The organism is Intestinimonas timonensis (genome assembly GCF_900626145.1).
Taxonomy (GTDB): domain Bacteria; phylum Bacillota; class Clostridia; order Oscillospirales; family Oscillospiraceae; genus Intestinimonas; species Intestinimonas aquisgranensis.
The window spans coordinates 401048-413123 of the sequence record NZ_LR130817.1 but is presented as its reverse complement, the minus strand read 5'-3'; the positions used below and the strand labels follow the sequence as shown (position 1 = coordinate 413123).

Below are 12076 nucleotides of genomic sequence, written 5' to 3'. Positions count from 1 at the left end.
GGTTATTTTATGGGAATTATTGAATACCTGAAGATGGTTAGAGCAACACCCGTATGGGATAGGGTGCCAGCCATTTCAGATACCGAACTGGACGCGATGATAGACATTTTACAGAAAAATAAGTCTATAAATGGGGTGTTGATTTTGAAATGCGAAGAGTGTAACGGAACGGGATATGTTGCTATCGCTCCTGGGGTTCGTGGCATTAGAAAATGCAGTATGTGTAATGGAGCAGGCGAAATTACGACTATACCGCCGAGTCAAACAAAAGGTGAACACAGAGCAGCAAAGATTTCCGAAATCATTAGGGACTTGCAGGAGATCCAGGAAAAGTACGGAGATGTTGGTGTCTATGTGAACCCGTGGGCAGAGGCAGTTAATCGCCCTGTCATTGCGGCCAAATCATCTTTTGTAGACGAGGCGGGATCAATTCAGGCAGTCATTATTGCGTAAAAAAACGGGGTGCAGCGCACCCCGTTTATAAAGCTTTAGAACTCGAACATATGTTTTATATCTCTTCCCCGGTTTCTTTGTTGATGAATTTACCTTCATATCGGTATCCAAGTGCCTCAGCGATCTCCACCAATTCCTTTTCGCTGAAGTTGTCCCGCTTGAACTTTCCGCTCAGATTTTGAGAGGTACAGCCTATGGCGGCAGCAAGGTCTTTTACGCTCCTATTCTGCTTGATTAAGGCAATACGGATCTTCTCTGTCATCATGGGCTTCCCCTCCCCTATTATCTTAATTGTAAACTAACGCACGAATAAAATCAACGCTAAATTTCAAAAGTAACTTTTCAGCGATTTTATCCCTTGACGAATTTCGCTCTTTGATTTATCATGTAATTGTAGAGTGAATTTATTTTCTTAAATCTTACGAAAGGAGAGAATGTCATGGCCGGTCAAAAACGAACCGACAATAAAGGCCGTATTCTTAAAGACCGTGAAACTCAGCGCAAAGATGGCACCTATCGTTTCACCTACACCGACGCAGATGGCAACCGGCACGATGTATACAGCAGGCGGCTTGTGCCAACTGACCGCCTCCCTCCTGGTTGTAAGGATGATCTGAGCCTTAGAGAAAAGGAACGGAAAATCATCCGTGACCTTGAAGATGGTATCAAAGCCACCGTAGAAAACAGGGCTACTTTGAATGACCTCTTCAATCTCTATATCTCTAATAAGCCAGAGCTGAAACAATCCACCCGCGCCAACTATCTCTATATGTACAAGAAGTATGTCCAAGACGATATTGGCAAGAAGAAAATCTCAAGCATTAAGTATTCAGATGTCAAGGCTTACTATAACCGCCTCATCAGAGAGCGTGGATTTAAGCCCAATTCCATGGAAATCATTCACACCATCATCCACCCTGTCTTTACGATGGCCGTGCGTGATGGTTATATCCGTATCAATCCCGCCACCGGCGCTATGGCAGAAATCAAGAAAAGCAACAATTGGGAAAAGCCAAAGCGTCACGCTCTGACTAAAGCAGAGCAGGCAGCTTTCATCGACTATATTAAAAGCAGTAAAATTTATAACCACTGGCTTCCGCTCTTTACTGTTCTTCTTGGAACTGGTTGCCGCATTGGTGAAGTCATTGGCCTGCGCTGGGAGGACTGCGACTTTGAGGACGGGATTATCAGCATCAACCACAACATGGTATATCGGAAATATGAGGGTGAATCCAAAGCCCGTTTCCATATTGAAACGCCAAAGACAGAGGCCGGCACCCGTATCGTCCCCATGCTGGAAGAAGTCAAAGAGGCGCTGCGCACAGAATGGGCAAAGCAAGAAATCATAGGCTTTAATGAGTCTATTATAGACGGCTATACGGGATTTATCTTTCAAAATCGGTATGGCGATCCACTATCCCCTCACAGCGTCAACCGTGCCATTGACCGCATTTGTGCTGCCTATATCGAAGACGAAACCATCCAGGCCGACAGAGATGGCCGTGATCCTGTTTTGATCCGTCACTTCTCCGCCCACAATCTCCGTCACACATTCTGCACCAGATATTGCGAAGTCGAGAAGAACATCAAAGCAATCCAGGAAATCATGGGACACGCCGATATCGAAACCACCATGAATATCTACGCCGAGGCTACCAAGGAAGTGAAAAAACAGTCCTTTGCAAATCTCGAAGGTAAAATCAAGATATCTTGACGGGAGGGATTTTTGTGGGTAAACTCGTTGACTTATCTGGTCAAACATTCGGTTTGCTTACCGTTTTGAAAAGAGTAGAAGACCGCAAGCCTGGTCGCCCCATGTGGCTCTGTCAATGTGAGTGTGGGAAGACCGTTATTGTGTCATCTACTAATTTGCTCAAAGAAAATGGTACAAAATCATGTGGGTGTTTGAGGCATAAGCAATCTCCTACCCTCATTGATTTGACAGGCAAAGTATATGGAAAACTTACTGTAATCCAGAAAGATACTACCACTGAAAACGGGAAAGCAAGGTGGATTTGTAAGTGTGAGTGCGGGAGCACAGTATCCGTCCTATCAGACAGTCTCAGGAAAGGTAAAACCAAATCCTGTGGCTGCTCCCAGTTCCAACTCCAGCACGACCTTACAGGCCAGACATTTGGCTATCTCAAAGTAATCGAGCCAGTGCAGAATGAACGGATCGCCGGCAATGAAACCAGATGGAAATGTCTCTGCCAAAACTGTGGTCGTACAGTGGAAGTCGGTAGCTATTGGCTGCGACACAGCGATCCATACGGACACTGCAAATGCACCAGATTTAACAAGCCTCAATAAAAGCCCGTAGACGGCTCTCAGAGCGCTCAATGCCTTTACTGGTGAAACTACACTCCTAAAGCTTAATCGTCGCTCCTGGGCTATCCTGGGCTGCGCACGAGAAAAAATAGGGTACAGATTTCCTCAACGGATTTCTGTACCCTTGTTTTATGAAAAAAATAGGGAGCCGGCATCAAGCCGGCTCCCTTTGTAAAAGAGCCGATATTCGACCAGCTCTTAATTGTCAATATAGAAAAGATGGACGGAGGGCAGATTACCCTCCGTCCGCAGTTAAAGCATAAAGTTGAATGTCTCACTCTTTCGAGCTGACAAGATAGGTTTTTCTATTTAAAGTATAGCAGAAACTCTATGCGATGTCAATACCTACCGCTTTCGACATTCAATGTAAAGAGGAAGAGGCGACACACCACCGCAATGATGTATCGCCTCTCAAATGACTGATTTTTCCGTTGTCTGCCAACCATCGACTCCTTCATCCGCCAATCGTCGGATTTCTGTCGCATCGCTTTCTTGCTGCCTCACGGCTCTTAATGTGCAAGCCCACGATCTGCGTTTACGCTATTCACAGAGAGCGTCAGATTTGTAGGTGTCAGTCACACCACTTGGCAGGGGTTTAATGTCTCCGTACCGACTAACTTTCTCACTTATGGCTGAGATACACCACTGTTAGACCGCATTGCTGCGACCATCACCAGATTATATCTGGGTGGGCTTGCCGCCCTAATCAGTCAGATTCCAGCTTTCCAGTCTACCACATTTCTCTGTGGTATTTTCGGCAAATGTGGTAACGCTGTGGTAAGATAAAATCCGGCCTTCTCGAAACCACAATATATAGTGTCAAATTCGCTTGAAATCACTCTATATCGTGTGTTTTTAGAGAATTAGTCCCCAAGGGGTTTCATAGTCGGGAAGAGAATGACCTCACGGATGGTGTCGGAGTTGGTCAGCAGCATGACGCAACGGTCGATACCGATACCCAGGCCGCCCGTGGGGGGCATGCCGTACTCCAGAGCGTTGATGAAGTCCTCGTCCATCATGCCGGCCTCATCGTCACCGGCCTCGCGGAGGGCAATCTCATGCTCGAAGCGGCCCCGCTGGTCGATGGGGTCGTTGAGCTCGGAGAAGGCGTTGGCGAACTCGGCGTGGTTGATGAAAAGCTCGAAACGCTCGGTGAGGCGGGGATCCTTGGGGGAGCGCTTGGTGAGGGGGGAGACCTCCACGGGGTACATGGTGATGAAGGTGGGCTGGATCAGCTTCTCCTCCACCCGCTGGTCAAAGCACTCGTAGAGGGCGGTGCCCCAGGTGCGCTCACAGCCCTCCAGGTCGATGCCCACAGCCTCAGCGGCTCTGCAGGCGGTCTCGTCGTCGCTGATGGCGGTGAAGTCCACGCCCACGTACTGCTTCACGGCGTCGATCATGGTCAGCCGCTGCCAGCCGGGGGTCAGGTCGATGTCGGTGCCCAGCCACTGGACATGGTAGTCGCCCAGGATCTCCTTGGCGGCGGAGGACAGGATGCCCTCGGTGATGTCCATCATGTCGTGGAAGTCGGCATAGGACTCATAGAGCTCGATGGAGGTGAACTCGGGGTTGTGCTTGGGGTCCATGCCCTCGTTGCGGAAGATGCGGCCGATCTCATACACCCGCTCGAAGCCGCCCACAATGAGGCGCTTCAGATGGAGCTCGGTGGCGATACGCATATACATATCGATGTCCAAGGTGTTGTGGTGGGTAATGAAGGGCCGGGCAGTGGCGCCGCCGGAGATGGTGTTGAGGACGGGGGTCTCCACCTCCATATAGTCCCGGGCGTCCAGATAGGCACGGACGTGCTTGATGAACTTGGTGCGGATCTCGAAGGTCCGGCGCACATCCTCGTTCATGATGAGGTCCACGTAGCGCTGACGGAACCGGGTCTCGGTGTCCTTCAGACCGTGGAACTTCTCAGGCAGGGGGATGAGGGACTTGGACAGGAGGGTGACCTTATGGGCCTTGATGGAGATCTCGCCCCGCTTGGTCTTGAAGACCTCGCCCTCGACGCCCACGATGTCGCCGATGTCGGTCTTCTTGAACTTGGCAAAGGGCTCCTCGCCCAGCTCGTCGATGCGGACATAGAGCTGGATACGGCCCTCCCCGTCCTGAAGATCGCAGAACACGGCCTTGCCCATGCCACGTTTGGACATGATGCGGCCCGCCACGGAGACCTGTTTGCCCTCCATCTCATCAAATTTCTCTTTCACATCGGCGCTGTGAGCAGTGACGATGTATTTGGTGATCTGGAAGGGGTCCTGACCCGCGTCCTGGAGCTCTTTGAGCTTGGTGCGGCGGATGCGTCTCTGCTCGGACAGGTCCAGCTCCTCGGGAGCGCCTGTGTTCTTCTCTTCTGTCATTTCGGGTTCCTCCTGTCTTGCCTTTCTCAGGCCTTTTGAATATCTAAGACCTGGTAGCGCAGGACGCCGGCGGGCGCCTCCACCACCACGTCATCTCCAACGACCTTGCCCAGCAGGGCCTTGCCGAAGGGAGATTCCTCAGAAATGAGGCCGTTCATGGGATCAGCCTCCTGGGAGCCTACCACCTGGTAGACCTCCTCCTCGTTGAACTCCTTGTCCAGGACCGTGATCTTGCTGCCCAGACGCACCGCGTTATGGTTCTCGTCGTGGGCCTCCTCAATGACCACGCAGTTCTGGAGGATTCCCTCCACCTCCGCGATCCGGGAGTAGAGCTTGCCCTGCTCGTTCTTGGCCTCGTCGTATTCGCTGTTCTCACTCAGATCGCCGAAGGACCGGGCCTCCTTGATCTGGTCGGCCACTTCCTTCTCACGGACGGTCTTCAGATAGACCAGCTCATCCTGGAGCGCCTTGAAACGCTCAGGGCTCAGTTTATACTCTTTCGCCATGCTGTTTCTGCTTCCTTTCTGCGCCTTTTCCGGCGGAAATGGGGGCAAATTCCCCTGGAAAGACCGTTATCGGTCATAATCTGCTATGCAAATAGTGATACCTTTACATTATTCTGTATTATATGTACTTTCCTCCAGTCTGTCAAGTGTGAAAATGGGGGGAAACCGCAATATCGCTCCGCTCCAGCCGGCCGGAGCCCCACAGGGCGGAGAGCAGCGGCAGGGCGGCGGCATCCACCGGAAGAGCGCCCTCCCGCAGGCTGAAGCGGTATTCTGCCAGAGCAGGTGTCTCCCCTGAGAGATCGGCGATCCGTCCTCTTCCCGCTCCGCCGGACGGCGAAAAGCACAGGGTCAGATGGGTCTGTCTCTCCGGCCCGCCCTCTACCACCGGCAGACCGAACTCCCGGCTCAGTTCCCGCTGGAGCTCCTCGCCTCCGGAGGGGACCTCCACCAGAAGCTGACGCACCTGGGGGCACAGCTCCATGGCTGCCGCACGCAGGGCACGGGTGACCCGGTCCCCTTGCAGGGTCACGCTGGCCTGCCGGAGCGGCACCCCATCCCCCGCCAGTGCCGCCAGAGTGACGGGGACGGCCAGAGACCGGCACAGTTCCCCCGTCTCCACCGGCCGGAGCCCCTGGCCCAGCACCTCATTCCAGAGTGGGAACTCCTCCGGCGCCAGCACCCGTACCACGCCCGCTTTCCGAAGTGCCTTAGCCGTCCGCCGAACCCGCCGGGGTGTCAGGCTCTTCCCCGGTACCTCTGCCCGCAGCAGAGGCAGCCCCAACAGCCGCTCCCTGGAGAGGCGGACCAGGAAGCGGTTCCCCGCCCCGGGCACGATATGGCCTGTCATTTCACTCACCTCGGAACAAGATATGCACCTCTTCCCTCCTTTATCCAAAGCACAAAAAGGCCCCGGAAGCTGCATTGGCTTCCGGGGCTGTGTGTTCAGTTCTCCTCCAGCAACGCCAGGGCGGCCTGGAGCTGGGGATCGTCCTCCGGTGTCAGGTTGCCTGCGGCCAGGGCCGCGCTCTGCTCTTCGGTCAGGGTGACCTCCTGGTCCAGGGTGAGGCCGGTACCGATGAGGCAGACACCCTTGCCGGTGTAATACCGGGCGGTGGAGATATTGATGGCGCCTCCGTTCACCAGGGGGAAGGTCTGCTGGGAGAATCCCTTTCCGAAGGTAGGTTCTCCCACCACCACACCCCAGTCCATCTCCTGGAGCTCAGCGGCAAAGAGCTCCGCCGCCGAATAGGTGTTTCCGTTGACCAGCACCGCCATGGGAAGATCCACACAGTCGGCATCCGAGGTGACCACCTGTTTTGCTCCCGCCTTGGTCTCGCTGCGGAAGATGTTCCCCTCGGGCAGCAGGTAATCCAGCAGAATTGTAAGCTCGTTCACATAGCCGCCGCCGTTGTTGCGCACATCGAAGACCAGTCGCTTCGCCCCCTGGTCCACCAGTTCCTCCACAACGGCAATGGTCTCCTCGGCACAGCGGCTGTTGAAATTCTTGATGGTGACCAGCCCTGTGCCGTCACTCAGGAGCTCTCCTTTGGCCGGATGCTCCTCCACTGTTCTCCGGGTCACCGTCACCTCACGGCGTACTCCATCAGCGGACATGATAGTGAGTACCACCTGGGTGTCCTCCTCCCCCTTGATGAGAGTGGCACCCTCCTGCTGGTTCTCCGCCGTCAGCTCGGTGCCGTCCACCGCCACGATCCGCTCTCCGGCAGTCAGACCGGCCTTCTCCGCTGGTCCACCCTCGGTCACCGACTGGATGAGCATGCCGCCGTCCTCCGGATAGGTGACAGTGACGCCGATGCCCACATAGGAATTGCTGCGGCTCTCCTGCTGGGCGGTATAGCCGTCGGCGTCCATGTAGTAGGACCAGCGGTCCCCAAGACCTTCAATCAGGGCGTCCATGGCCTGGTCTACCGCCTTGTCGATATCGTGCTCTCCTACAAACTGGGTGTTGATGAGGACCATGGCCTGTGCCATCCCCAGTCCGGCCCGCCCCAGCAGCAGCCAGGCCATGCCAGCCAGAACAGCCACCGTCACCACCACTGTCAGCAGAGCGGTGACCACCAGCGCCAGCGGTGAAAAACACTTCTTTTTCAATGCAGAGACCTCCTTATAAAAGGACAAAGACGGGGCTGCCGCCCCGTCTCCGCCTTTCATGCCATATAAAATCCGTATTTTACCTGCGTCAACGGTATGTGAACTGACCGGCCAGGGACGGATAATAGTCCAGAGCATCGGTCCGGGTACCGTTGACCCGGAACTCCAGGTGCAGGTGGTTGCCAGTGGAGGAGCCGGTGGTACCTACGTAGCCCAGTACCTGGCCCTGGGTCACCACATCGCCCTCAGACACCGCCCGGGAGTTCATGTGGGCGTAGAGGGTGGAGATGCCGTTGTCGTGCTGGACCACCACATAATTGCCATAGGAGCTGTTATAAGTAGAGATGGTCACAACACCGCCCCGGGCCGACAGGATCTTGGTGCCGCCGGGCGCAGCGATATCAGTACCGGTGTGGTTGCCCGGCCGCCCGGTGATGGGGTGGATTCGGGGTCCGAAGACCGATGTAATGGTGTAGTAGCCGGGTACCGGCCACTGCCAGCCGGAACCGGGGTCAAAGCTGATCTGTCCGGCGGCGATGAGGGACTGAAGCTCCTTCTGCTTCTGGACGATCTGGGCATCGATGCGGTCGGCCTCCGCCTTCAGCTCGGCCTCCGCCTGCTCCAGCTTGGATTCGTCCGCCTTGATGCTCTCGATGAGCTGGTCCACTTCCGCCTTCTTGGTGTTCAGGTCACTCTTCTGGCTCTCCAGCTCGTCCTTCTGGGCCTGCTGGTCGGCCCGGGAAGCCTCCAGGCTCTCCTGCTGTGTCTGGAGCTCCTGACGGGTGGCCGCCAACTCGTCCATGATCTGGTTGTCATAGTCCATGATCTCGCTGACCATGGTAGCCCGGTCCAGCAGGTCGGAGAAGCTGGAAGCGCCGAACAGGATGTCCCAGTAGGAGACAGTGCCCATCTCCTCCATCACCCGTACCCGCTTGCAGAAGAGGGCATACTGCTCCTCTTCCTTGGCCTGGGTCTCAGCCACCTGGGTCTCCTTCTCTGCGATCAGCTGGTCGTACTGGGCGATGGTGGCGCTGACACCGTTGATGCTCTCGGTGAGGGCATTGATCTGCTGCTCCAGCAGACTCTTCTGCTGAAGCGCCTGGTTCTTGTCGTCCTGGATGCTGTCCAGCTGCTCACCCAGAGCGTCGATCTGGTCGTTCAAATCGGCCACCTGGGACTTTCCCGCGTCGATCTGGGCCTGAAGCTCCTCCTGGGTGGCGGCACCCGCCGTCTGGAACACCATGGTCACCATAGGCAGGATCATCAAAAGCGCCATCAGCAGGGCCAGCAGAGCCACCACTGTTTTATGCCAGTCCCGCTTGGGGCGCTTGGCTGCGGCTTTCTTTGGGACACGCTTTGCTTCGGACACGTTGTTTCTCCTTTCCCGGGACGGTGCAGGTCACACCTGCAGGAACTTGCGGATGGCCAGCAGACTTCCGCCGGCACCGATGGCCAGACCGGCCGCCGCGAAGGCCCCCAGCACCCGGAGGGCCAGAGTCTTGAAGGGCACGATGGCAATGAGCTGCAAACCGCCATACTCAGTGATGGCGGTGACGATCAGGCTGTAAATTCCCCACTGGAGCAGGAATGCCAGCAGCGCGCCGATGAGGCCCAGGATCATGCCTTCAAAAATGAACGGCCATCGGACAAACCAGTTGGTGGCACCGCACATCTTCATGATGGCGATCTCCTCCCGGCGATGGAAGGTGGCCAGCTTGATGGTGTTGGCGATAATAAAGAGGGAAATGATGAGCAGCATCAGGATCAGGATCCAGGCCACAGCGCCGGCCACGTTCCGGACCGTGACAAAGCCCTGAGCCACGTCCAGAGCGGCCTGGGTTTTGGCGATGCCGTCCACCTGCTCCACATCCTTGACCGTCTGAGCCAGCTGCTCAATGTCCACCACGTGGATCTGATAGCGGTGGCGCAGAACCTCGGAGGGGAGATCAAAGAGCTCGGCATACTCGCTGTCCACATAGCGCTGCTTGTAGTTCTCCAGCGCCTGCTGCGCTGTCACAAAGGTCACCGAATCCACATTGGGAACTGCCTCCAGCTTGGACTGGAGGGCCCGGGCCTCGGCCTCGGTGAGGTTCTCGTCCACATAGGCCGTGAACTCGTTTTCGGCCTCCAGGTCCCCCAGGGTGTTGTCCAGGTTGACGGCCACCAGGGAAAAGGAGCCCATGATGATAAGGCAGGCCACAATCATACACACGGCGGCAAAGGACATCAGGCCGTGGGTGAAGATGCTGTGGAAGCCCTCTTTCATGTGATAACCCATATTATACTGACTCATTGTTGTAATACCCACCCATTCCGTCGCTGATGATCCGGCCGCTCTCAATGGCCACCACCCGTTTGGAGAAGCGGTTGACCAGTTCCTTCTCGTGGGTTACCACCATGACGGTGGTGCCCAACTCATTGATCTTCTCCAGCAGCATCATGATCTCCAGAGAGCGCTGGGGGTCCAGATTGCCGGTGGGCTCATCGGCCACAATGACCTGGGGATTGTTCACCAGGGCCCGGGCGATGGCCACACGCTGCTGCTCACCGCCGGAGAGCTCGGTGGGGAGTCGGTCCCCCTTGTGGTCCAAGCCCACCAGCTGCAGAACATAGGGCACCCGTTTCCGGATCTCCCGGGGAGAGGCGCCTACCACCCGCATGACGAAGGTCAGATTCTCCTCCACCGTCTTTTTCTCAATGAGACGGAAATCCTGGAAGATGACCCCCAGGGTCCGGCGCATATACGGGATCTGCCGGGGGCGGATGTTGTTCAGGTTGTACCCATTGACCATGAGGCGCCCCCCGGAGCAGGTCACCTCACCGGTGATGAGCTTCAGGATGGTGGACTTTCCCGATCCGGATGGACCCACCAGAAAGACAAATTCCCCGTCCTCGATCTTCATGGAGACGCCCTTGAGCGCCCGGGTACCATTGTCATAGGTCTTTTGTACATCGATAAGACGTATCATACGCAATCCTCACAAATAAGGCACAGCGGCGGGGACAGGTCCCCCCGCCCTACCAAAAAACGCAAGACTGAGACTCGGTAGGACGGGGGCACCGCCCCCGCCGCAGATCATGTGTAATTAAGATTCGATACCTCTGGACACCAAATACTTCTTGACCATCAGGGCCACCTTGAAGGTGATGGCATCGTCGAACTCCCGCAGGTCCAGGCCGGTGAGCTTCTTGATCTTCTCCAGGCGGTAAACCAGGGTATTCCGGTGGACGAAGAGCTTCCGGGCCGTCTCAGAGACGTTCAGGTTGTTCTCGAAGAACTTGTTGATGGTAAAGAGGGTCTCCTGATCCAGGGAGTCAATGGGGTTTTTCTTGAAAACCTCCTGGAGGAACATTTCGCAGAGGGTGGTGGGCAGCTGGTAGATCAGACGACCAATGCCCAGATTCTCATAGTTGATGATGGACTTCTCGGTATCGAAGACCTTGCCCACATCAATGGCCACCTGTGCCTCCTTGTAGGCCCGGGCCAGCTCACGGATGTGGCCCACCACAGTGCCCACACCGATGACCACCTTCAGCCCCAGCTCATTCTTCAGGGCGTTCTCCACCTGCTCGGCGATGCGGTAGAGGTCCTTGGCCTCCACACCGTCCCCCAGCTGCTTGATGAGGGTGAGATCGGTCTCGTTAATGGAGAGGACGAAGTCCGACTGCTTGTCCGGGAAGAGGGACTGGACCACGTCGATGGCGGCCATGTCGGTGGTGCCCACCTGGCGGATCAGGAAGACGGCACGGGGCACCTCGGAGACAAAGTGGAGCTCCTTGGCTCGCACATAGATGTCTCCCAGAAGGATATTGTCGGAGATGATGCTCTTGACAAAGGTAGCCTTGTCGTGCTTCTCCTCATAATAGGCCTTGGCCCCATTCAGCGCCACCACAGCCATGGCGCACACTGTGCGGGCGGTCTCATCCTCGCCCCGGGCAAAGGCGGCATAGTCAAACTGGGAGCTCCACCCCGCCAGTGGCTTAAAAGTGTTCCCTCCAAAGGATACCAGCTCAGTCTCAGCGGCGTTCACCGCTTCCACCGCACCGCTCCACTTTTCTCCAATGCAGGTAAGCTCGTTGCAGGCTACCACCGTTCCTTCGGAATCGATGACGCCGATGGCGCGGTCGGTGCTGTCCTTCATCTGCAAAACCACGCTTTGGAAAATCCGGCTGGACATCGTGCGTTGCCCCCTTCTCAGCGCATCATTGCGCAAAAATCTCAAACAGCCGGTTCACTGAACAACGTCAAACCCGGCTTTTCTATTATACTGGTTTTTTTCTCCCTTTTCAATAGGGAAATCGCATTTT

At 55.7% G+C, this 12076-nt stretch carries 11 protein-coding genes; 2 read left to right on the top strand and 9 right to left on the bottom strand.

All coding sequences use genetic code 11. The features are described from left to right. Positions 1–9: 9 nt before the first annotated feature. Positions 10–453, top strand: coding sequence for a DnaJ-like cysteine-rich domain-containing protein (locus tag E0E29_RS08205; protein WP_130849462.1), 444 nt, complete (start codon positions 10–12; stop codon positions 451–453). Positions 454–508: 55 nt separating this feature from the next. On the opposite strand, the gene E0E29_RS08200 is transcribed toward E0E29_RS08205, so the two are convergent. Beyond that, a complete protein-coding gene (locus tag E0E29_RS08200; RefSeq protein WP_130849461.1) occupies positions 509–718 on the bottom strand; it encodes a helix-turn-helix domain-containing protein in 210 nt (69 codons plus the stop codon). Positions 719–892: 174 nt separating this feature from the next. On the opposite strand from E0E29_RS08200, the gene E0E29_RS08195 reads away from it, so the two are divergent. Further along, complete coding sequence (locus E0E29_RS08195) at positions 893–2167, top strand: tyrosine-type recombinase/integrase (protein WP_130849460.1); 1275 nt, start codon at positions 893–895, stop codon at positions 2165–2167. 1477 nt (positions 2168–3644) lie between these two features. On the opposite strand, the gene lysS is transcribed toward E0E29_RS08195, so the two are convergent. From lysS to E0E29_RS08155, 8 genes are all read right to left on the bottom strand, one after another. Beyond that, positions 3645–5147: a lysine--tRNA ligase gene (gene lysS, locus E0E29_RS08190; RefSeq protein WP_130849459.1), complete on the bottom strand. Its 1503-nt coding sequence runs from the start codon at positions 5145–5147 to the stop codon at positions 3645–3647. Between the two features lie 26 nt (positions 5148–5173). Then, positions 5174–5653 (bottom strand): transcription elongation factor GreA, encoded by a 480-nt coding sequence (gene greA, locus E0E29_RS08185; RefSeq protein WP_130849458.1) that lies wholly within the window; start codon positions 5651–5653, stop codon positions 5174–5176. Between the two features lie 142 nt (positions 5654–5795). After that, on the bottom strand, positions 5796–6503 hold the full coding sequence (locus E0E29_RS08180) for a hypothetical protein (RefSeq protein ID WP_130849457.1): 708 nt from the start codon (positions 6501–6503) through the stop codon (positions 5796–5798). Positions 6504–6598: 95 nt separating this feature from the next. After that, positions 6599–7768 (bottom strand): S41 family peptidase, encoded by a 1170-nt coding sequence (locus E0E29_RS08175; protein WP_130849456.1) that lies wholly within the window; start codon positions 7766–7768, stop codon positions 6599–6601. A gap of 88 nt (positions 7769–7856) precedes the next feature. After that, positions 7857–9137, bottom strand: a complete 1281-nt coding sequence (locus tag E0E29_RS08170; protein WP_227603496.1) for a murein hydrolase activator EnvC family protein — start codon at positions 9135–9137, stop codon at positions 7857–7859. A 30-nt stretch (positions 9138–9167) separates the two neighbouring features. Continuing rightward, on the bottom strand, positions 9168–10046 hold the full coding sequence (ftsX, locus tag E0E29_RS08165; RefSeq protein ID WP_242622434.1) for a permease-like cell division protein FtsX: 879 nt from the start codon (positions 10044–10046) through the stop codon (positions 9168–9170). Position 10047: 1 nt separating this feature from the next. Continuing rightward, positions 10048–10737, bottom strand: coding sequence for a cell division ATP-binding protein FtsE (ftsE, locus tag E0E29_RS08160; protein WP_130849454.1), 690 nt, complete (start codon positions 10735–10737; stop codon positions 10048–10050). Positions 10738–10854: 117 nt separating this feature from the next. Then, positions 10855–11946: a PucR family transcriptional regulator gene (locus tag E0E29_RS08155; RefSeq protein ID WP_130849453.1), complete on the bottom strand. Its 1092-nt coding sequence runs from the start codon at positions 11944–11946 to the stop codon at positions 10855–10857. Positions 11947–12076: the final 130 nt, after the last annotated feature.

Coding starts and splice junctions, on each gene's coding strand:
- E0E29_RS08205 (WP_130849462.1), top strand. CDS start 10: ATGGGAATTATTGAATACCTGAAGATGGTTAGAGCAACACCCGTATGG.
- E0E29_RS08200 (WP_130849461.1), bottom strand. CDS start 718: ATGATGACAGAGAAGATCCGTATTGCCTTAATCAAGCAGAATAGGAGC.
- E0E29_RS08195 (WP_130849460.1), top strand. CDS start 893: ATGGCCGGTCAAAAACGAACCGACAATAAAGGCCGTATTCTTAAAGAC.
- lysS (WP_130849459.1), bottom strand. CDS start 5,147: ATGACAGAAGAGAAGAACACAGGCGCTCCCGAGGAGCTGGACCTGTCC.
- greA (WP_130849458.1), bottom strand. CDS start 5,653: ATGGCGAAAGAGTATAAACTGAGCCCTGAGCGTTTCAAGGCGCTCCAG.
- E0E29_RS08180 (WP_130849457.1), bottom strand. CDS start 6,503: ATGACAGGCCATATCGTGCCCGGGGCGGGGAACCGCTTCCTGGTCCGC.
- ftsX (WP_242622434.1), bottom strand. CDS start 10,046: ATGGGTTATCACATGAAAGAGGGCTTCCACAGCATCTTCACCCACGGC.
- ftsE (WP_130849454.1), bottom strand. CDS start 10,737: ATGATACGTCTTATCGATGTACAAAAGACCTATGACAATGGTACCCGG.
- E0E29_RS08155 (WP_130849453.1), bottom strand. CDS start 11,946: ATGTCCAGCCGGATTTTCCAAAGCGTGGTTTTGCAGATGAAGGACAGC.